General features: G+C 46.4%; 17 protein-coding genes. 3 read left to right on the forward strand and 14 right to left on the reverse strand.

Annotated elements, in window-relative coordinates; translation table 11 throughout:
* Positions 1 to 116 precede the first annotated feature (116 nt).
* From MHI14_RS15230 to MHI14_RS15265, 8 genes are all read right to left on the reverse strand, one after another.
* Positions 117 to 1,388, reverse strand: a complete 1,272-nt coding sequence (locus MHI14_RS15230) for an alpha/beta hydrolase (RefSeq protein WP_240768020.1) — start codon at positions 1,386 to 1,388, stop codon at positions 117 to 119.
* 115 nt (positions 1,389 to 1,503) lie between these two features.
* Positions 1,504 to 2,151: a response regulator gene (locus MHI14_RS15235; RefSeq protein ID WP_133384908.1), complete on the reverse strand. Its 648-nt coding sequence runs from the start codon at positions 2,149 to 2,151 to the stop codon at positions 1,504 to 1,506.
* On the reverse strand, positions 2,148 to 3,371 hold the full coding sequence (locus MHI14_RS15240) for a sensor histidine kinase (protein WP_133384907.1): 1,224 nt from the start codon (positions 3,369 to 3,371) through the stop codon (positions 2,148 to 2,150). The genes MHI14_RS15235 and MHI14_RS15240 overlap by 4 nt, the downstream gene beginning before the upstream one ends.
* Before the next feature lie 78 nt (positions 3,372 to 3,449).
* Positions 3,450 to 3,680, reverse strand: coding sequence for a hypothetical protein (locus MHI14_RS15245; protein ID WP_133384906.1), 231 nt, complete (start codon positions 3,678 to 3,680; stop codon positions 3,450 to 3,452).
* Between the two features lie 6 nt (positions 3,681 to 3,686).
* Positions 3,687 to 5,303, reverse strand: coding sequence for a glycoside hydrolase family 43 protein (locus tag MHI14_RS15250; RefSeq protein WP_341130675.1), 1,617 nt, complete (start codon positions 5,301 to 5,303; stop codon positions 3,687 to 3,689).
* A gap of 62 nt (positions 5,304 to 5,365) precedes the next feature.
* Positions 5,366 to 7,342, reverse strand: a complete 1,977-nt coding sequence (locus MHI14_RS15255; protein ID WP_341130676.1) for a YjhG/YagF family D-xylonate dehydratase — start codon at positions 7,340 to 7,342, stop codon at positions 5,366 to 5,368.
* Between the two features lie 16 nt (positions 7,343 to 7,358).
* Positions 7,359 to 8,825 (reverse strand): alpha-ketoglutaric semialdehyde dehydrogenase GucD, encoded by a 1,467-nt coding sequence (gene gucD / locus MHI14_RS15260; protein ID WP_341130677.1) that lies wholly within the window; start codon positions 8,823 to 8,825, stop codon positions 7,359 to 7,361.
* A gap of 21 nt (positions 8,826 to 8,846) precedes the next feature.
* Entirely contained in the window at positions 8,847 to 9,722 is an 876-nt protein-coding gene (locus MHI14_RS15265; RefSeq protein ID WP_091030091.1) for a fumarylacetoacetate hydrolase family protein, read from the reverse strand.
* A 217-nt stretch (positions 9,723 to 9,939) separates the two neighbouring features.
* Here MHI14_RS15265 and MHI14_RS15270 point away from each other — a divergent pair, with 217 nt between their 5' ends.
* A complete protein-coding gene (locus MHI14_RS15270) occupies positions 9,940 to 10,851 on the forward strand; it encodes an AraC family transcriptional regulator (RefSeq protein ID WP_341130678.1) in 912 nt (303 codons plus the stop codon).
* Between the two features lie 194 nt (positions 10,852 to 11,045).
* Here the strand turns inward: MHI14_RS15270 and MHI14_RS15275 are convergent, their stop codons facing one another.
* A complete protein-coding gene (locus MHI14_RS15275; protein WP_341130679.1) occupies positions 11,046 to 12,467 on the reverse strand; it encodes a family 43 glycosylhydrolase in 1,422 nt (473 codons plus the stop codon).
* 135 nt (positions 12,468 to 12,602) lie between these two features.
* Between MHI14_RS15275 and MHI14_RS15280 the strand changes: the two genes are divergently transcribed.
* Positions 12,603 to 13,376 (forward strand): helix-turn-helix transcriptional regulator, encoded by a 774-nt coding sequence (locus MHI14_RS15280; protein ID WP_341130680.1) that lies wholly within the window; start codon positions 12,603 to 12,605, stop codon positions 13,374 to 13,376.
* Positions 13,377 to 13,573: 197 nt separating this feature from the next.
* Here MHI14_RS15280 and MHI14_RS15285 read toward each other — a convergent pair whose 3' ends face one another.
* The 5 genes from MHI14_RS15285 to MHI14_RS15305 all read right to left on the reverse strand — a co-directional run bounded on the left by MHI14_RS15285 (position 13,574) and on the right by MHI14_RS15305 (position 18,507).
* Positions 13,574 to 14,542, reverse strand: a complete 969-nt coding sequence (locus MHI14_RS15285; protein WP_341130681.1) for an ROK family protein — start codon at positions 14,540 to 14,542, stop codon at positions 13,574 to 13,576.
* A 258-nt stretch (positions 14,543 to 14,800) separates the two neighbouring features.
* Positions 14,801 to 15,754 (reverse strand): alpha/beta hydrolase, encoded by a 954-nt coding sequence (locus MHI14_RS15290; RefSeq protein ID WP_341130682.1) that lies wholly within the window; start codon positions 15,752 to 15,754, stop codon positions 14,801 to 14,803.
* A gap of 57 nt (positions 15,755 to 15,811) precedes the next feature.
* Positions 15,812 to 16,864, reverse strand: coding sequence for an LLM class flavin-dependent oxidoreductase (locus tag MHI14_RS15295; protein ID WP_133384898.1), 1,053 nt, complete (start codon positions 16,862 to 16,864; stop codon positions 15,812 to 15,814).
* 28 nt (positions 16,865 to 16,892) lie between these two features.
* Positions 16,893 to 17,762: an NAD(P)-dependent oxidoreductase gene (locus tag MHI14_RS15300; protein WP_249910573.1), complete on the reverse strand. Its 870-nt coding sequence runs from the start codon at positions 17,760 to 17,762 to the stop codon at positions 16,893 to 16,895.
* Between the two features lie 160 nt (positions 17,763 to 17,922).
* The gene (locus tag MHI14_RS15305) at positions 17,923 to 18,507 is read right to left on the reverse strand and encodes a TetR/AcrR family transcriptional regulator (RefSeq protein WP_240768019.1); all 585 of its coding nucleotides are present in this window, start codon (positions 18,505 to 18,507) and stop codon (positions 17,923 to 17,925) included.
* A gap of 153 nt (positions 18,508 to 18,660) precedes the next feature.
* Here MHI14_RS15305 and MHI14_RS15310 point away from each other — a divergent pair, with 153 nt between their 5' ends.
* Positions 18,661 to 19,146, forward strand: a complete 486-nt coding sequence (locus MHI14_RS15310; RefSeq protein ID WP_341130683.1) for a hypothetical protein — start codon at positions 18,661 to 18,663, stop codon at positions 19,144 to 19,146.
* Positions 19,147 to 19,207 lie beyond the last annotated feature (61 nt).

Raw genomic sequence — 19,207 nt, forward strand, 5'->3', positions numbered from 1 at the left:
CGAACGTAAGGTCTTTTATCTTTTTGGTTTTAAGAGTTCGGAGTTAAATCTCGCAGGGTTAAATCCGTCCCCCTCTTCTCTCGTTACCCCTTCTGAAAACTTCAGGCAAATCAATACTAAGGCTTTTGAGGTTTCTTAATCATCTCTACGCCGTCAAAGGTAAGGCTGTCAATATCCGTATCCTTTTTCAACATATATTTATCAAAGAACGCCTTTGTATAAGAAGTGATGATGTTGCGCTGTTCCATCGCGTCTCGGGTTCCTCTGGATTTTTTATCCGTAGTTGTAAACAAGGAATCGGAGAAGTCACCATGGACTACATTATCAATAATGGCAAAGTAGGTGTCCTTACTGTTGGATTCAAGAAGAAATGCATTTGTATTATAGGCTAGCACGGTGCTAAGCTGCATGAAAGGTTTCTTAAAATCGCTATCTAAGGCACCTAACATATTACCGTCAAGGTTTACAGCGCCGACAAATCGGTCATCGTCACGGCTAACAATTGCCGCTGTCGTTCCTCCAAAAGAATGTCCGAACACACCCATACCGAGATCAAGCTGTAATCTGCCTTTAAACATGGATTCCATGTCACCTGTATTCATTTTGTACAAGTTATCTGCAACATATCGAATATCCTCGCTCTGTAAAACGGCATATTTTGCAAACTTGACTGCTTCAGGCGCCGAAGTTAATTTGCGAGCAATCTCAATAGCTTCTTCTTCCTCAAGCTTCTCTGTCACAATTTCAGGTGGAGTTAGGGTGGCCGCTTCCATTCCGTATTTCGTTACTTCGTCCATAAATTTCTCTGACAACCCAACCGTTCGTCCATCTTTAAGTTTGTACACACCACTTTCGGCATGTCCGATGGATACCACAATATAGCCAGCGCTTGCCAGGTCTTGAGCGAACAAAGTACCTTGCTGCGGGTATGCGCCTGCGCCATGAACAAAGAATAAAACCGGATATTGTTTTTCCTTTTCAGACAAGGCCAGATCGTCGTAAGACCACGTTTTGAAATTGGAATCAAAAAGCTGCTCACCACCCGCTGTGCCCCCTAATCTAACCAAAAGCTTATCCCTCAGTGAATGAAACTCCGGAAATGCATATTCTGCCGTCGGCTTGCCCTCATTACTGTCGGACGGATAGAAAAATAATGCCGTCAGTTCTCTTTCTGAATGGTCTGATGCTGTGTACTTGAAGTCCATCTGTGTACGCCCGACCGTATAACTTCCCATCGGTTTCGGAAACTCATTCTGTGCGGAAGCAACGCTATTTTCAGGTTTCGGAATTTCCTCCTGTGTGGAAGTCCCGCTACTAGTGCTACTGCAGGCGGATAGCATGGTCAGTGAGATAACAGTTGCCAGAATCGTTGTCAGTCTTTTTTTCATCATTTTTCCTCCAATTTGTATTCATGCAACTATCATAAACGGAGGAGAAAAATAAAAAATCGTACAAAAGGGCAAGTCCCCAGTGTACGATCGGGCAAATCTATGAAATGTTAGATTATAAATGCAATATTCCACGCTCCACCGCGACGGCGACGGCCTGCGGTCTCGAATCCACACCCAATTTATTGTAGATACTCGTTAAATGAGTCTTTACAGTCCGTTCGGATATGCCCATATCAAAGCCGATTTCTTTACTTCGAGAGCCACGGGCAATTGCTTGAAGCACGATTAGCTCTTTGTCTGTGAGAGATATCCTCGTCGAGGATGATTCTTTCGCCTTTTCTGATGTCTTGTGAGCAAATACTTTCTCGCTGATCTCTGGAAGTAGCAACGTTTCTCCCCGCATCGCTGCATCAATCGAGCGAAATATCATCTCTCTTCCCGTGTCCTTTAGCAAATACCCTTTAGCACCTAAAGCCAGCCCGCGGATCATCATTTCATCCTCGTTATATGTAGTCAAAATAATGATCGGTATATCCATTCCTTTAGCTCTGAGCGCTGTCATGGTATCAAGGCCACCCATTTCAGGCATGTTTAGATCCAATAGAATAATGTCCGGCTTGTAAGTATCTACCCGTCGAATCGCTTCCATACCGTTAGATGCTTCTGCAACTACCTCGTACCTTTGATTGGTTTCCAGGATCAGCTTAAGTCCCTCCCGAACGACGAAATGGTCGTCCACGATAAGAATCTTGATTGTCATACGTTGATGTCCTCCTGTTGTAATGGGATGCGAACAGAAACTTGGGTTCCTTGCTTCCCGCTTTCAATTTCGATCTCCCCGCCCATAATTCGGGTTCGTTCATATAAGCCAATTAGACCATAACTACCGGATTGTTTCTCGATGAGGTTGGTATCGAACCCTATTCCGTCATCCGTTATGCTTAGCTCGATTTCGTTTTCCCGCGCAGCAACCACGACTTCTACATTCGTAGCATTAGCATATTTAGCTGTATTGGCCAAGCATTCTCGGATGATATGTAAGCTATGTTCGAAGATCAACTTCGGCACCACCAGATGGGGCATCGATAACCGAGTGACAATACGAATCCCTGTCATATGTGAGAAATGTTCAGCCTCTTCCTTCACTGCTTTAGAAATATCTATGACCTCTGCAGAATACGAACGCAAGTCGTCAATTGCGCTTCTCGCTTCTGAAAGCGTGCGCTTGGCTTGGGCTTTTGACAACTGAACAATCTCGTGGGCACGGTGGTTATTATCATTTTCTAAATGCGCATCTACGGCATCAAGCTGCATGATGAGACCTGCCAGCCCTTGTGCCAAGGTATCATGTAAATCACGGGCCATCCTTTGACGTTCATTGGCAATCGTTAGCTCCTCAACTTTCCTGTGCGCTCGTTCCAACTCACGTAAAAACGACTGGGTCCGTAATTTGGCACGAACTTGTTTATAGAACAAAGCAGCATAGCCGATTACGAAAAACATGATAAAGAAGAGCGATGGTACTGTAGATGGCAAATCCTCGGTAGTCCCGAGCCAAACCAGGGAGACAGAAAACAAGGTACAGTAAAAGGTACATACCAGAAGCACCTTCATCCGTTGAGCGTATACGCCAATACTCTGACCGGCCAAAGCCGTCAATAGACTTACAAAGATGAGAGAATGAGCATTAGGCATGAATAACGCACACCCCCAGACAATACATCCTTGTGTCACAAAATAAATCCAGGGTCTTCGATCGACAACGTATCCGGCATACCAATGCAGCAGAATGTGAACCAGAATGAGAGCTGTAAACATCATAAATTCAAACCATGTGGGCAACATCGGTAGCTGGGAATACAATGCAGAAAAATAAATCAATATGCCCCAGATCAAAGCAGGCAAACGAGAATCACGCAGAACATTTTGAATATCAGATCGGGAGCTTGCATACGGTTGGTTTATCGAATAATTACTCATGCTTGATCACCTCTATCAGGTACTATCTCAAAACAATCTTCCTAAACACAAAAAAACGGTACATTACTGTACCGATCATTATCTCACTCCATCTATGTTAATGTACGAAGTGTCTCGAAGTCCAGCCCCAGCAGAATCGTCATGATCACACTCAGCCTTCCTGCTCCGCACTATGCCCTGTTCCTTTACTTCTGCGAGCATATATTCCTCTATTCTTGCTGCTTTACTTTCCATGTTCATTTCATGCTGGTTTCCATTATTGTCCCTAACGATATCAACTGATTTATATGGAATAATGTGCCTTTTCAAAGACCGTCACATGTTTTCCAATACACCTGCTGCATGCTTTGTTTCTTTATACATAAAGTAATCAAAATCGGCATGTTTGCGGGTTCCACCAAGATCCTGCACACAAAGACCAATATAGGTTCCCGTAAACCGGATATACTCCGGAGATTCATCGGACAGATGTGTGATATCAACCCACTCGCCTGCTGTATTCCAGGATGAATCACTATTTATCGCATAGTAAAAGCGGGCGCGATCTTGATCCACCACAGCCTTTAAACGGAGCGTGCTCACCGACTCTAGCGGAATATCCTGAAGCAGTTCGTCGTATAGCCCGTATTTGGACTGAATAATCCCCAAGCAAGGTCCCTTGTCTTCATGATAAGTTACACGTAAGTAGAGATAGTCCTGGGTATCGTAGTACAAAATCAATCCTGCCATTTGCTGTGGATGGTCCGGCGCAAATTCCAGACACGTCTCGGCTTCGCACTCCAAGGCCTGAAGTCTGCGTGCGATCATGCTCTGCCTGTGCGTTGAACTCATCGACTCCATGCCGTGCAAGCGCAAGTAACCGGGACGTTCCGTTAAGCTGACCCATGTCGAATCGGGTGGAATGCGTAGTGTATTCCAATCATGCCGAAGCTCAAAGTGATCGAAATGATCCATTTCAGCAATCGGCTCAAACGGATGGGGCTGGATCATTGGTGCAGGCACCTGAACCTCCGGATATCGGTCACCGCTCGCAAGTCTCAACCAGCCGTCCTCGCTCCATGTACACGGCTGAAGTGCGGTCTCACGTCCAAGAATGCAATATTTGTGATGAACGGGTCGTCCGACTAGATGAGCCATATACCACTCGCCGGTGTGCGTTTCGACGAGACTGCCGTGACCCGCTTTTTGTAGAGCTAAATCTGGTCTGCCGTATGAAGTGAGGATCGGATTGGCAGGATCGACCTCGTAAGGGCCTTGTAACGTACGAGAACGTGCTGCTGTAACCGCATGCTCATAACCGGTTCCTCCTTCAGCAGTAATCAGATAATAATAACCCTTGTTTTTATAAAGGTGGGGTGCTTCGGTCAACCCTAATTCTGTTCCCTTAAAAATGTTAACGGCCGGTCCGATCAGCTTATGTTCCTGGACGGAATATTCCTGAAGAACGATGCCTGCAAACCGATTTTTGCCCTTACGGTGATCCCATATCATATTGACCAGCCACTTGCGCCCGTCTTCATCATGAAACAGGGAAGGATCAAAACCACTGCTGTTCAGATACACCGGCTCGGACCAAGGGCCCTCGATATCCGTTGCTGTCACAAGGTAATTGTGGGTATCTTTAAAAGCGCCTACCCGGCTTTTGACATCGGTGTAAATCAGGTAAAACACACCGTTGTCGTAACTAAGACAGGGTGCCCATACGCCTCCGGAATTAATGTTGCCCTCCATGTTCAACTGCGTTACACGAGTCAGCGGAGAAGCAATTGGCCGCCAATTGACCAGATCCCGGGAATGGTGAATTCGTACACCAGGGAACCATTCAAAGGTGGAAGTGGCGATATAATAATCCTCCCCTGCTCGGCATATGGACGGATCGGGATGGAAACCGGGCAGGATGGGATTGGTGATCATTTTCTTGATCTTATTCATGGAAGAAACCTCCGGTATGAAAGTAATGATCTGTACAACAGCAGATTCACAAAAGGTGGATATCAGTACCAGCCCAGCGCTTTTTTGCCGGCTTCCAGGGCGGTTATGATCCGCTCTACATCATATACATTCCCTCTCCAAGTCCCACCGCTGACCGATTGCAATGCAGCCCAGAGCTTTGTATCATCCGGCAAAGCTTCATCAGGCCTCATATCTGGATGAAAGGGCCTTTGTGCCAGGATGAGTGCACCTTCTTCCGGCGAAAACTCCAGCTCTCCTTCTCCGACAAAGTTAATGCTGCCCTCCAGTGTGTTACGATCAACCGCGATGTCAATCAGGTCTCCGTTACGCAGCTTGCCAATCGGTCCGCCTGCCAGCGCTTCGGGGCCAACATGACCAATACACGCTCCGGTGGAAACACCGGAGAACCGGGCATCCGTAATTAGAGACACGTATTTGCCAAAAGGCAAATGTTTAAGCGCTGATGTAAGCTGGTACGTCTCCTCCATTCCGGTTCCCGATGGACCTCGCCCGAGAAGCACAACAACGTCGCCAGCCAGAATTCCTCCGGTCTTAATCGCATGGATCGCCTCACGTTCGGTGGTAAACACCTTTGCTCTGCCACGATGACGGTATACGCCATGCTCATCCAGCACAGCAGGATCAATAGAGGTGGATTTGATGACAGAACCTTCCGGAGCGATATTCCCGGTTGGAAATGTTACGGTCGATGAGATTCCAAGCCGCTGAGCGTGTTCTACACTCATGATGACACTGTCTGGATCAATGCCGTCCTGCTCTTTTAACTGCTTCCGCATGAGATGACGGCGTTCCGACGATTCCCACCAGTCCAATACCTGACCCAGTGAAGTACCTGTAACCGTTGGTACAGACTCATCCAACAGACCCAGCTGTCTGAGGTGAAGCATGACCTCTGGTACCCCTCCAGCCTGAAAGACACGTATGGTCGGATAAAAGATCGGTCCGTTTGGCAGGGCACTCACCAGTCTTGGAACATTCTTGTTGACTTGTATCCAGTCCTGTACCGTAGGCACGGTTAAACCAGCCGCATGGGCAATTGCCGGTATGTGAAGAAGCAGATTGGTCGATCCGCCAAACGCAGCATGGACGGTCATCGCATTGCGAATGGATGCATCCGTGACAATGTCTGCCATCCTCATCCCCTGTGATTCCATATGGATGAGTGCACGTGACGATTGGCGCGCCATTTCAAACCAGATCGGCTGCCCGGAAGGTGCAAGCGCGGCATGTGGCACTGTCATACCCATTGCCTCGGCTACAACCTGGGCTGTAGCCGCGGTACCTAGAAACTGACAGCCTCCTCCCGGTGTAGCACAAGCTCGGCATCCTAAATCCGACGCCATTTCCAGAGAAAGTTCCCCGTTGACGTACCGTGCACCGATGGTCTGAATTTTACCGGCATCCTCTCCATCGGTAGGCGGAAGTGTGACGCCACCGGGAACGATTACACCAGGCAATTGCGGCATGCCGGCAAGCGCGAGCATCATCGCCGGAAGGCCTTTGTCACAAGTGGCGATACCAAGCACGCCTTTACGTGTTGGCAGCGAGCGAATCAGTCTGCGAAATACCATAGCGGCATCGTTCCGGTACGGAAGCGAGTCAAACATGCCGGTTGTCCCCTGAGATCTGCCGTCACACGGATCGCTGACATATCCAGCAAACGGGATTCCTCCCCGGCTCGACAGTTCTTCTGCGGCAGCCTTCATCAGCAGGCCGACCTCCCAGTGACCCGTATGGTAACCGAGTGCTGCCGGGCTGCCATCTTCATTGCGTATGCCACCTTGCGTACTCAAGATCAGATATTGTTTTCCGTTCAATTCCCCGGGCTTCCAGCCCATTCCAACATTCTGGGACATGCCAAACAAGTCGCCGCTTGGAGCATTCCGCAGCAAATCATCCGTTAAAGGCAGACGTCCGGCAGCCCCTGGAGCATGTGCTATGATATCGAAGCAGTTGGACGCGGTCTCTCCCATAATCGACGTAATCTGTTCGTACATGATAGCCTCCCACAGTTTATGACTTCACAAAGACCGTTTTGATGGCCGTGAAAAACTCGATAGCCGCTTGCCCCTGTTCTCTTGAATGTGAACTTGACATCTTCATTCCGCCGAACGGAGCCTGCAGCTCTACGCCGGCCGTTTCTGCATTAATTCTGACCAGTCCCGCATCCATGTCCCGGATGAAAGACAACATGGCTCCGACGTTCTGTGTATAGATGGAAGCACTTAAGCCGTAATCGCTGTCATTAGCCGCTTCGATCGCTTCCTCCAGGGAATCTACCGCAATCAAGGCCAGGACCGGGCCAAAGATTTCTTCTCGGGCGATGGACATATGGGATTCGACCCCTTCAAATACGGTCGGCTGCACATAGAATCCCTCTTCGAGTCCCGGACCGTCCCCTCTTTTTCCGCCAGCGAGCAGAACGGCACCTTCATCCTGACCTTTTTGAATATAACTCAGCACGGTATTGAGCTGTCCTTCGCTTGCACATGGACCCATCCAGCTTCCAGCAGACATGCCGTCACCGAGCCGGATTTCCTGGATTTGCGAGAGCAGCTTTTCTTTGAAGGCATCGTATACTTTTCGTTCAATAATGACCTTGCTGGTGGCCGTACATTTTTGCCCGGTCGATTTCAACCCACCGCTGATCGTGGCTTCCACAGCCAAATCCAGGTCAGCGTCAGCCGCGATAATAATCGGGTTTTTCCCACCCATTTCAAGTTGATACTTGGCCCCACGTGCCAGTGCTGCGCCGCCGACCCGTTTGCCCACTTCATTGGAGCCTGTGAACGTTATTCCGCCCACATCCGGATGCTCAGCAAGTGCAGATCCGATCACTGAGCCTCTGCCGCATACCAGATTAAGAACGCCTGCCGGAATGCCCGCCTCTGCAAAACACTCCATTACTTTAGCCGCAGTGACCGCAGTTTCCTGAGCAGGCTTTAACACAACCGTATTGCCGTAGATCAAGGCCGGAGCCGTTTTCCATATAGGAATGGCTACTGGGAAATTCCAAGGAGCAATAACCCCTACAACGCCAAGGGGTACACGGGTCGTAAACATCAGCGCTTCGCTGTCCGTTGATGGAATGACATCACCGGTTTTTCGCATGCCTTCTCCAGCGTAATACCTTAAGATTGCGACACCGCGCAGTGTCTCTCCTTTGGCTTCAGGGAGTGTTTTGCCCATTTCCCTGGTCATCGCCTCTGCAACTTCATCGGCCCGGCGTTCCAGCACATTGGCTGCCTGAAATAAATAGTTGCCGCGTTCCGCACCCGATAACCTCCGCCAATCTTTTGCTGCTTCCTTCGCCGCTGCGACAGCCCGGTTCAGATCCTCTACGCCGGAGGTGGGGACATAGCCAACTACCTCCTTCCGCTTCGCCGGGTTGATGCTCGGTTCTGTTTCACCGGATGTCGCCTTCACCCATTCTCCGTTAATGTAATTGCTGTATGTCTGCTCTACCTGAAATGTGGTCATCACATTCATCCTCCTTGTACATTAGTTTGAAATGACTGGATTAATAAGTGTCCCGATATCGCTAATGGATATTTCAATGCGGTCCCCGGGTGCAAGTGTAAAATCATTGGGTGGCACGATGCTAGTGCCTGTCAATAACACCGTACCGTCAAACAGATCGTTATCTCTGGCCAGAAAAGAAACCAGCTCATCGAGTTTTCGGTTTAACTCACTCGTGCTTGCCTCGCTTTTGACGACCAAATCTCCTTCACGATATATTTCGCAGACGATGCTGAACGCATATGGATTCTGCACCGTTTCCGCTAGACGAATGGCCGGACCTATGGAGCAGGAATTGCGCCACATTTTTGCTTGCGGCAGATACAGCGGGTTTTCCCCTTCAATATCGCGGCAACTCATGTCATTGCCAACGATGTATCCCACAATGCTGCCATCCGCGGCAAGCACCAACCCCAGCTCAGGCTCCGGGATCTGCCAATTGGAATCGCTGCGAAGCGTGACTGCCTCAAGCGGTCCTATAGTGCGGGCTGCTGTGGATTTAAAAAAGATCTCCGGTCTTTCGGCATCATAAACTTTATCGTAAAAGGTCTTTGCATCCAGCTTGCCTTCCGTTGCTTCATAATTTCGCGCTTCGCGGCTGCGCTGATAAGTCACACCCGCCGCCCATACTTCCGGAGCTTCCAATGGAGTGATTAGATGCAAGGAAGTCCAATCGTCAGTTAACTTGTTCAACGGTTTAAAAGCGCTTTCAACAAGGTGAACTGGAGAAATCCCCTGCTTTCTTGCTTGATAGATCAAAGTCATAAAATCTGCTTGCGGCAAACGATAGGCTTGTTCATCATCCGTAACGGCTGCCAGCCACTTCTGTTGTCCGTCCAGAAATCGAATAATTCTCATTCAAGCTTGCCTCCATTTTCCCCCATCGGGTTGATAATACTACCATAGCACCCGCTATGGTTCATGACGATGTTCTAATCACTCCGACGATTTACCCTTTTCACGCATTTTTTTTCTGTTAAGATGAGGTTAGATCCGTTGAACTAAAGATGATTTACGAGGACACTCCGATGACAGGATGTTGGTATATAGAATAGTACAAGGGGGTTGGCTTGCTGTGACCAAGCTTTCGGATGCTGTGTATTTAGGTCGTCTGCCCGATGTTCGCATGTCTTTTCAACTATTGGGGCTGCACGCAAGAAAAGTAGATTCCAGCTGGACTTATCCGTCTCACGAACATTCAATGTATGAAGTCCACTGGATGATGGACGGGCAGATGAACATGGTTGTCAACGGGCAGTCTTATCATCAGTCGGTTGGCGACCTTCTGTTCATCCGGCCTGGTATAACCCATTCTTGCACCGGAGCCGGACCAGAGGGTTTCACTTATTTCTCGGTGCATTTCAGCATACACGATACGTCCTTTTGCAGGGAACTTAACCGTTGCAAAGACATCTATTATCCGGCAAATTCGAATTTGGCTCTGGGGCTGTCCTCTTCCCTGTCTACCTTGTATGGTTTGGCCACAGAGAATTTGTCGAGTTCGCTATCTTCTTCCAAACAGATGAAGGTACATGCCGCTGTGTTTGAACTGCTCGGCTCCTTGGTCGGCCAGTTATCTCAGCAAGCCTCCGTTACATTGTCGAGAAAAGAAACCATTGCCCATCAGATTGCCGAGCACATTGAGGATTCGGTAAGATATATCCATCTTCACGGGGAAATTCAAGAGAGTGAGCGAACCTGGATTCAGGACATTGCCAAATCGCTGAGCATTAGCCCGTCACAGGTTAATCGTATTTTTCGGCAGGTATATGGCATCGCTCCACGCAAGTTTCTATCCGAAACCCTTCTGAACGAAGCGCAGCGCTTGTTAAAACAAACGGACCTGAACATAGACCATATTGCGATGATGCTGGGGTATAAGACCAATGCGCATTTTAGCCGCCAGTTCAAGCGGTGGACAGGCATCGCGCCAAGTGAATTTCGCAGTCATTCACAGCAGGCCGGAGAAGCCAACCATCCAGATTGACTATACTTAACTTTTTGAGATTCCTGAGAGAATCTCTGTAATCCCAGAGCCACCTGACCATTGCAGTAAGAGTGTTACGACCATGAGATGCAGCAATCTCTGAGCCGCAGGAAGCTAACCAATACAAAAAGCAGCTGCTGGATGTCCAGTAGCTGCTCTATCTTTCTCAGGGGGACTATGTTCCTCTGTTATACTTACGCTAAAATAAATGCAGCGAGGCTCGCACTTCCCGAACCCCGATATGTAAAATACAACGCCTGTACGCCATCAGGAATAATAATCTCGGCTGTATAGGGTTTCCAATGATTTGTAAAATGCACCGGGATTGTACCCAGTGCTGGGCCGTCCCATGCTGTTTTGACCTCGAATAACCCGTTACAATATCCGCGCACCTTGATTGAGACTTCGCGAATTCCTTTGCAATCAAAATACTTAAATCCTGCAGTTGCGGATTCAACCATATTGGCAATATAACCAGTCTCTTCATCACCGTCTCTACCATCCTGGGTGATCTTCGGAAAGCGGCTGTCCAGCCAGGCTCCTGCTCCGAAACCTCCAGTATAGCTCTGATCATCCTGGGTAAAAAGATTGCATGCAAGATATGCAGGGTACTCACCTTTTCCTTCTAACGGTCTACCATTTGGGCCGCAGGAGGTCATTTCCACCTGAAGAATTCTTCCGTCCTCCTGAAAAAATATCTTCTCGATACAGCCCTGCCGGTTGAATGCGTCCCCATTGGTATGACGGTGATAAAAGATATACCAGTCTCCATTGATCTCGACTATGCTGCCATGGTTGTTGCCCCCATAATACATGGGCTTGTCGGCAGGTTTGTACGAGTCGATATGGAGATCGCAGTTGCTTACGATAACGCCCTGATATTGGAATCCTTTGTTTGGAAACTGACTTGTGGCATAACATAATTCATGCATAACGATAGAGGAATATACGAGGTAGTAGGTGTCGCCTCTCTTTCGGATGGAAGGCGCCTCAAAAAATGCATGTCCCTCATAACCACTGCCTTCGCTGTAAGATTGACTAGGTATCACAAATACGGGTTCCTCCATAATCGTCAGCATGTCTGAACTGAGTATCGTAGCCATCGCGCCATGTCTGGATTGGTCTCCAGGTGCACAAAAACCGGTATACAGATAGGTATGTTGTCCTTCAGTCATCACGCCGGGATCGAACTGCGGCTCATCCCCATCTCTTTCGCCCAGACGAGTGCCGTCGGCATATTGTACATACCCATGGAATTCAAATTTGCCAGCAGGTGTGTCACATACAGCCACCGAAACTACGGGTACTTTATCCAGCACGTAATACAGATAATACCGTCCATCGGGACCTAGCGTAACATCTGGTGCATACAGACACATATCGCCATCCGGATTCAGCGGATCATCTGTTTTCCGGTAGATCACGCCCTCATTTCTCCAATTCCCAAGGTCATTTACGGGTGCAGACCAGCATACATAATCGTTCAGACAGAAGGCATGTCCGTTAAAACGGTCATGTGAACCGTACACATATACTCTGTCATTAAATACGTAAGGCTCGCCGTCAGGGACATATTCCCAGGATGGAAGGTATGGATTCAAACCTTGTTTATTCATTCAACGTACACTCCTCATACAATCGTAATAGTACATTCGTTCTATGAAATAAAGATAACTCTCGTATAATAGAAAATAGCTTAAGTAGTGTAGTGACTATTCATTTCTACAAATTAAAGAGAAAGGAGAAGAACCATGACCTCTATTTTTTACGTGGAATGTGACGCGGTACATCAGAACCATTTTGTTTTTGATATCCCTGAAGGGCATGATGCCTGGCTATTGGTCATTACAAAGACCCCTGCCCAGTTTTGGGTTGATGGACAACTTAAGGATTACCCGGCTCATTGTGCCGTACTTTTCAAACCGTATCAAAAAATATATTATCGGGCTTGTTCAGAACGCTATATTAATGATTGGATTCGTTTTGAAAGTGATGAAACGTTTGTAACCGATACCTCCCTTCCATCAGGCACACCTTTCCCGCTGGATGATCCGGAATATTGTCATAAGCTGTTCCAATTGCTTGTTGCAGAGCATTCTTTTCAGAACGATTACCGGGAATCGTCCATCAATTGCCTGCTGCGAACCTTGTTCAATAAATTGCTTGAGTCTTGTGTCCAAGAGGATATTAATCCTCAGCACTATCCTCTGTTGAAGCTTCGAACGGCAATTCATAACCATCCCAGCCATCCTTGGACAGTATCAGAAATGGCGAAGACCATAAACGTCAGTCCGGGATACCTGCAATTGATGTACAAGAAATCCTTTGGTCTCTCGTGTATGGAGGATGTTATTCATAGCCGAATACGTTTGGCCAAAGAATATCTCAGACATCACACATATACGGTTGCAGAGATTGCCGATCGATGCGGTTACCGTAATGTCGAGCATTTTTGCAGGCAATTCAAAAAAATGACCGGTTCCTCGCCTAAACAGTTTCATAAACGACATGAAGAGCCCGGCTGACATAACAGAATGGAGAGATAAATCTCACTCATCCACTCTGTCCAATGGGCGTTTACACATAACCTAGTCGTCCAATTGATATAAACGTCATCGAGCTTGTTAGCGTTCTCTGCTGTCATTTTAAGTTAAGGTTTTAGACTGTATGTTGCAATGACATATTCTCAAGCATAATTGATCAATTATCATATTGTGATACTTTATAATGATATTTTGTTTTTGGCATATGCAGCCGCACCAATCATTCCTGCTTGCCCACCTAATTTCGCTTGCACTATTTTACATGCACGGGATGAAAGCTTTAACGCATGTTTCTCAACAGTCTCACGTACTGTATTCAGTAATCGATCACCCGCTGCCGACATTCCTCCAGCAACAATAATTACTTCTGGATTGAACATATTGATTACATTGGAAAGACCAAACCCGAGAATCTTTCCGGTCTCATGCATAACCTCAATAGCAAGTGAATCCCCAAGATCATATGCTTCCGAGATCATACGTGCAGTAATTGTCGTGCAATCCTCCCCTACCCATTCCAGAATCATACTTGATCGGCCTGCCTCCAGCTTGTCTGTAAAGGTTTTGACGATTCCTATCGCAGACACGTATCTCCCCAGACAGCCCGAACTTCCACAACGACAAGGCCGACCCTCCCGGTACATATTCATATGACCGAGTTCGCCTGCACTTGATGTAGTACCGTAGAGAACCTTTCCGTTATTAACAATACCAGATCCCAGACCGGTACCTAACGTAATCAATATCAGGTTTTTATAGTCGGTGCCTGCACCAAACTGCCATTCACCATACAGATTTACACGAACATCATTGTCGATGTAAACGGGAAATTCAAAATGATTTTTCATATAGTTCACGACATGGATGTTTTCCCAGTCTGAAAAATTAGGTGAAAATATGGATAGTCCCTGCTCCGGATCTAATAATCCAGGAATGCCCATACCCATGCACAGAATAGAAGCTGGCTGGATTCCCTCGGAAGATAGCATCTCTTGAATAATGTCTACGATTCGGTTTAATACATGAAACGGTCCTTTTGCTGCCTCTGTAAGGTCGCATCTTTCGTGAATTTTTTGAAACTCCAGGTTGAAAATGGAGGACTTAATATTGGTTCCACCCAAGTCAATTCCAATTATGTATTTTCGCATAATAATCTCCGCTCTCATTTATTTGGATACCGAGGAACGTTACCCTACTTGATTCACTGGATCATCCAACTCTACATATGCTCAAGCTGCTCCATAACTCAATCATCTTGTCAGAGTGACTCACTATAGTATAGGTTCAGAGCTCGAAATTGAACAAGCGCCTCCAGACAAAAAGAAGCCACTACATTAGTGACTTCTTGGGACATAAAGTTTACAATTATCAATTTACTTTAAGTGTAAGGTTCCGATGACTACTCCTTATTCAAGGGTTCTATTGGGATGAAGTGCACGAGCCATTGCATCCATATAACCCTGAACAGCGCGCTGACTCACTTCTGTTTCTGGAGCAAGAATTTCAAAAAGGTGGAAACAACCTGGATAGAGTTGAAATTCAACATCCACACCTGCTTGTGCTAGTCGTGCCACGTACTCCATCGTCTCATCCCGGAATAGATCGAGCTGACCTACACAAGTATAGGCTGGCGGCAATCCGGCCAAGTTCTCTGCTCTCGAAGGTACTGCATAAGAAGAACTTCCATTGACATCGTTCTCCTCACCAAGGTACATATTCCAAGCAGCCACGTTGTCCGTTCGGTTCCAGATTGAACCCTCTTCTGTAATCTCATGACTAGATGGCGTGATGTTGCGATTATCTAACATCGGGTACAATGGCATTTGGAAGATAATAGACGGACCTCCTTTATCACGTGCCATCAGCGCGAGTGCTGCTGTCAGTCCTCCACCACCGCTAGCACCGGCAATTGCAACCCGATTCACATCAATGCCAAGCATTGCTGCTTCCTCCGTCATCCATACCAATCCAGCATAACAATCTTCAATCCCCGCAGGATAAGGATGCTCAGGAGCGAGCCTATAATCGACTGATACGACAATACATTCTGCTGTCTGAACAAAACGTTCGCACAATTTGTCGTCCATATCGGGATGTCCTAACACGTACCCACCCCCATGAATCCATAACATGGCTGGTAGTAAATCATTCGTTCGTTCGGCCGGCTCATAAATTTTGACCAGCATCTCACCTCCATCCCTCGGAATTTTCCGACTAGTTGTGTTTACATGCTCTGAATTTTTCACCGATGCAGCCGATACTAAGTTTCTGCTCCACTCTAAATTTTTCTCCAACTCAAACCCTGGAAATTGTGAATAAACCTCTCTTAATTCTGGTAATATACGTGTCTCAATACTCATGATAATTCCTCCAAATATAATAATGAATTCGATCGTGTACGTTTTTTCAGTTAATTCTTATCTCATTTCAGCTTCCCACTTGGAAATTTCCTCTCGTACTCGCGGTGCAACCTCTTTACCGAGCAATTCTATAGCCCGCATTACCAACTCATGTGGCATCGTGCTTAAGGGAACATACATCATGAAACGTGTAATTCCTACATGCTTGCGCAGATGAATGATTTTTTGAGCAACAGTTTCTGGATCCCCTACATACAACGCACCATCAGAGCTGCGGGCAGCGTCATAGCTGGAACGATCGTAATATGCCCACCCCCGCTCTTTGCCGAGTTTATTCATGCCGTACTGAGTGGACGGGAAAAAGAGTTCTGCGGCTTTTTCCGTATCTTCTGCAACAAATCCGATAGAATGAGAACCTACCCGAAGCTGTGACACATCATGACCAGCATGAGTTGCCGCCTTTTTATACAGTTCTACAAGTGGCGCAAATTTTGTTGGATTTCCACCGATAATTGCCAGAACTAGTGGCAGACCTAGAATTCCAGCACGTATGGCAGACTCCTGAGTACCTCCGCTACCGATCCATACAGGTATAGAATTCTGAACAGGACGCGGGTATACCCCCAGATTATGTATCGCTGGACGATGGCCTCCACTCCATGTTACTTTCTCGGATTCCCGTAATTTAAGAAGCAGTTCAATGTTTTCATTAAATAAATCCTCGTAGTCATTCAGGTTATAACCAAACAGTGGAAAGGACTCAATGAAGGAACCCCGACCCGCTATAATCTCGGCACGTCCATTGGAGAGACCGTCAAGCGTTGCAAAATCCTGAAACACACGGACAGGATCAGCTGAAGATAGGACCGTCACAGCACTTGTTAAACGAATCCGTTTTGTGAGGGGCGCCGCAGCGGACAACACCATTGCTGGTGAAGATGCTGCATAATCATCACGATGATGCTCACCTATGCCAAACACATCAAGTCCTACCTGATCTGCAAGGACAATTTCTTCCACAACTTCTCGCAATCGCTGAGCGTGACTCATCACAACTCCGGTCTTAGTATCAGGCTTTGTTTCTACGAATGAAGTAACACCTATTTCCATAATTAATCTCTCCTTATATTTTCTTTCCTTAAGAGGAATGCTCAAGACAACGGATTAAAGCCGTCCAATCCAACTCACCATAACCATGGGTAATTCCTTCAGAGAGGTGTTGATGAATAAGCTGACCTAAAGGAAGTGGAGCTTGAACTGACTTGGCTGCCTCGATAGCTAATGCAACATCCTTTAACCCAAGCTTCATTTTAAAACCGGCTGGTTCAAAGCGCTGTTCGGTCATGATCGCACCATAGTTCTGATATACCGGAGATTGAAAAAGAGCATTCACAACATCCATATATCGGGACGGCTTAATGCCGTGCTTTTCAACCATGAGCTGCGCTTCCGACAAAGCTTCCAGCATTGAAGCAATCAGAAAGTTAACGCCTATTTTGACAATGTTACCTTCTTCGCCATGATCCCCAATCTCAAATATCTCTTGACTTAGTGCTGTTAACATGGGAAGTACTCGTTGTCTTGCATGTTCCGGACCAGCTAAAATAATGCGCAATGTAGCTGCTTTCGCGGCATCCGGACGACCCATTACGGTGGCAGACACAAAGTGCTGGTGTCTCTCCGCATGCAAAGCGGATAATTTCCGAGCCAGATCTACGCTGATCGTACTGGCAGATACGTGAATTCCATTTTCAGATAATCCGTTCAGAACGCCAGTTGGTCCCTCAACAATCTCTCTCAAAGCAGCATCATCAGATAACATGGTAATTACAAGATTGCTTTCTTTCGCTGCCTCTAGTGGTGTTTGGACATACCGTGCTCCCTGTTTTATTAATGGTTCAGCTTTTTCAGGGGTCCGATTAAAGATGACTACGTCATAACCCGCTTTCAACAGGTTTTGTGCCATTGGAAGGCCCATATTTCCAAGTCCAATAAACGATACCTTCATTGGTTGCATCTCCTTATTGTTGATGGATTGTTTCGATAACGGAATGAATGTTCCAGAATGATCAAAAAAAATTATGGTCTTACAGATACTCTTCAAATGACACCTTCAAAATATGAGGAATATAATAACGGAACAATCATTCCGATATTGCTAAAAAAAATTATATCCCTGCAATTACAAAGCTAATCATCTCTTTTGCACGTTCTGGATTTTGACCTGTTTTGGCCATAATATTTATGCTTTGATGTAAATTCAGCAATAAATAAGACAATGTTTTGATATCTGTTGTTTTATCTATCTCTCCCGATTGTTGGCCCTTCTCCAAAAGCTCGCAAAATGCTTGTTCCAAATCCGAAAAACTAGTCTGTATCAAGACATTTATCTGTTCATCTGGTGACTCCAATGTTGTAGCTGTATTCGTTACAAAACATCCGCCCGGTAGGCTCGTATCGTATGCTGAAGCAATATGATATTCAAAAAATTGAAGAATTCCATCTCTTACGTTTGATGCTTGTTCAAGAATGGTCTGCTTATTGGAACTCCCTTTTTTATAATGCTCCAGGGCATCTCTGTACAAGGTTTGCTTGTCGGAAAACGTATCATAAAGGCTGGATCGGCTAATGCCCATCACTTCCAGTAAATCCGGTATGCTAGCAGCCTCGTATCCTTTTTTCCAAAACAACAGCATTGCTTCGTGTAACGCTTGATTTTTGTCAAATTCTTTAGTCCTGGCGATAAGTAACACCTCCCGTTTCAGAAATATAACATATCTGAACCGATCAGTCCAGAAAAGAATTTCGCAGATCGTCGATCCTTATTGAAAATTTATCCATTAAAGAAATATATATGCTATATTTGACAGGTAACTTAAAACATATTGAGGAAAAGAGGATGTTCTATGAAAAAAGTCTTTTTATCTTGCCTTGCCATGTTTATGTTTTTGATTTCATTTTCATCCGCAACTTCCGCTGCCAGTGGAGATCGACTGATTTATGACATTATGTATAATGTCGCAGGTGGAGGGTTAGTGTCAAACAATAACAGGTTCTCGTTTCAATTTGATAATTATGGGGATGCACAGATCTGGGACGTCAAGTCACGTAAAATGATATGGCACAGCAACACTAAAGACACAAGAATACATAAACTCCAGATTAATTATTTCAGCGGAAAGTTGGTCATATCAGATCCGCAAAACACACCTTATTGGACATCGGATAACCTGGCGTGGGCTAAGGAATGGTACGGAGCAGACAATGTGCCAGCCAATCTTAGAGGCAATGTGCTGATCATGCAAACTGACGGCAATCTGGTGCTGTACAACAATGAAAATCCGGCCTTGGGCTGGTATCCTGTCTGGGCTTCGAATACAGGTGGACATTAAAACATATAACAGTAATTTGTTAATGGATTCATACTCTATTCTGTCATGATGATGTAATGTG

The organism is Paenibacillus sp. FSL K6-2393 (assembly GCF_038002545.1).
GTDB lineage: Bacteria > Bacillota > Bacilli > Paenibacillales > Paenibacillaceae > Paenibacillus.

What these genes read in the sequence shown, in the direction of transcription:
- MHI14_RS15230 (WP_240768020.1), bottom strand. Translation starts at nt 1,388, where the DNA reads ATGAAAAAAAGACTGACAACGATTCTGGCAACTGTTATCTCACTGACC.
- MHI14_RS15235 (WP_133384908.1), bottom strand. Translation starts at nt 2,151, where the DNA reads ATGACAATCAAGATTCTTATCGTGGACGACCATTTCGTCGTTCGGGAG.
- MHI14_RS15240 (WP_133384907.1), bottom strand. Translation starts at nt 3,371, where the DNA reads ATGAGTAATTATTCGATAAACCAACCGTATGCAAGCTCCCGATCTGAT.
- MHI14_RS15250 (WP_341130675.1), bottom strand. Translation starts at nt 5,303, where the DNA reads ATGAATAAGATCAAGAAAATGATCACCAATCCCATCCTGCCCGGTTTC.
- MHI14_RS15255 (WP_341130676.1), bottom strand. Translation starts at nt 7,342, where the DNA reads ATGTACGAACAGATTACGTCGATTATGGGAGAGACCGCGTCCAACTGC.
- gucD (WP_341130677.1), bottom strand. Translation starts at nt 8,825, where the DNA reads ATGACCACATTTCAGGTAGAGCAGACATACAGCAATTACATTAACGGA.
- MHI14_RS15265 (WP_091030091.1), bottom strand. Translation starts at nt 9,722, where the DNA reads ATGAGAATTATTCGATTTCTGGACGGACAACAGAAGTGGCTGGCAGCC.
- MHI14_RS15275 (WP_341130679.1), bottom strand. Translation starts at nt 12,467, where the DNA reads ATGAATAAACAAGGTTTGAATCCATACCTTCCATCCTGGGAATATGTC.
- MHI14_RS15280 (WP_341130680.1), top strand. Translation starts at nt 12,603, where the DNA reads ATGACCTCTATTTTTTACGTGGAATGTGACGCGGTACATCAGAACCAT.
- MHI14_RS15285 (WP_341130681.1), bottom strand. Translation starts at nt 14,542, where the DNA reads ATGCGAAAATACATAATTGGAATTGACTTGGGTGGAACCAATATTAAG.
- MHI14_RS15290 (WP_341130682.1), bottom strand. Translation starts at nt 15,754, where the DNA reads ATGAGTATTGAGACACGTATATTACCAGAATTAAGAGAGGTTTATTCA.
- MHI14_RS15295 (WP_133384898.1), bottom strand. Translation starts at nt 16,864, where the DNA reads ATGGAAATAGGTGTTACTTCATTCGTAGAAACAAAGCCTGATACTAAG.
- MHI14_RS15300 (WP_249910573.1), bottom strand. Translation starts at nt 17,762, where the DNA reads ATGAAGGTATCGTTTATTGGACTTGGAAATATGGGCCTTCCAATGGCA.
- MHI14_RS15310 (WP_341130683.1), top strand. Translation starts at nt 18,661, where the DNA reads ATGAAAAAAGTCTTTTTATCTTGCCTTGCCATGTTTATGTTTTTGATT.